The 277-nt window shown below is 64.3% G+C and carries 1 protein-coding gene; it reads left to right on the top strand.

Annotated features, from left to right (window positions below; genetic code table 11):
* Positions 1-51: 51 nt before the first annotated feature.
* A partial coding sequence (locus tag ACLJNW_RS24720) for a hypothetical protein (RefSeq protein WP_410961291.1) occupies positions 52-277 on the top strand: 226 nt, incomplete at its 3' end.

The raw sequence follows: 277 nt of genomic DNA, 5'->3' as shown, positions 1-277 counted from the left end.
ACTAGCCGCGCCCGTCACGCCGGGTCCCGATCAACTGCCAGTAGACACCGTATGCCCCGCTACCCTTTCCGCCGCTTTGGTTTTGGCGCCCTGCGCCGCCTGCTGTACCTCTGGGTACGCTCGGAAACCATCAACCAATCGGCCTTCACCCTGAAGATCGACCGCAGCAAGCCGGTGCTCTACGTGCTGCAACAGCCTTCGGTCAGCGATCTCGCGGTAGTGGATACCGAATGCCGCAAGGCCGGGCTGCCGCGTCCGGTGATGCCGGTAGCGGTAG

The organism is Salmonella sp. SAL4457 (assembly GCF_046548235.1).
Classification (GTDB): Bacteria; Pseudomonadota; Gammaproteobacteria; order Enterobacterales; family Enterobacteriaceae; genus Salmonella; species Salmonella enterica.
Note: the sequence above shows the minus strand (reverse complement) of the source record. Positions and strands in the feature narration are given on the sequence as shown.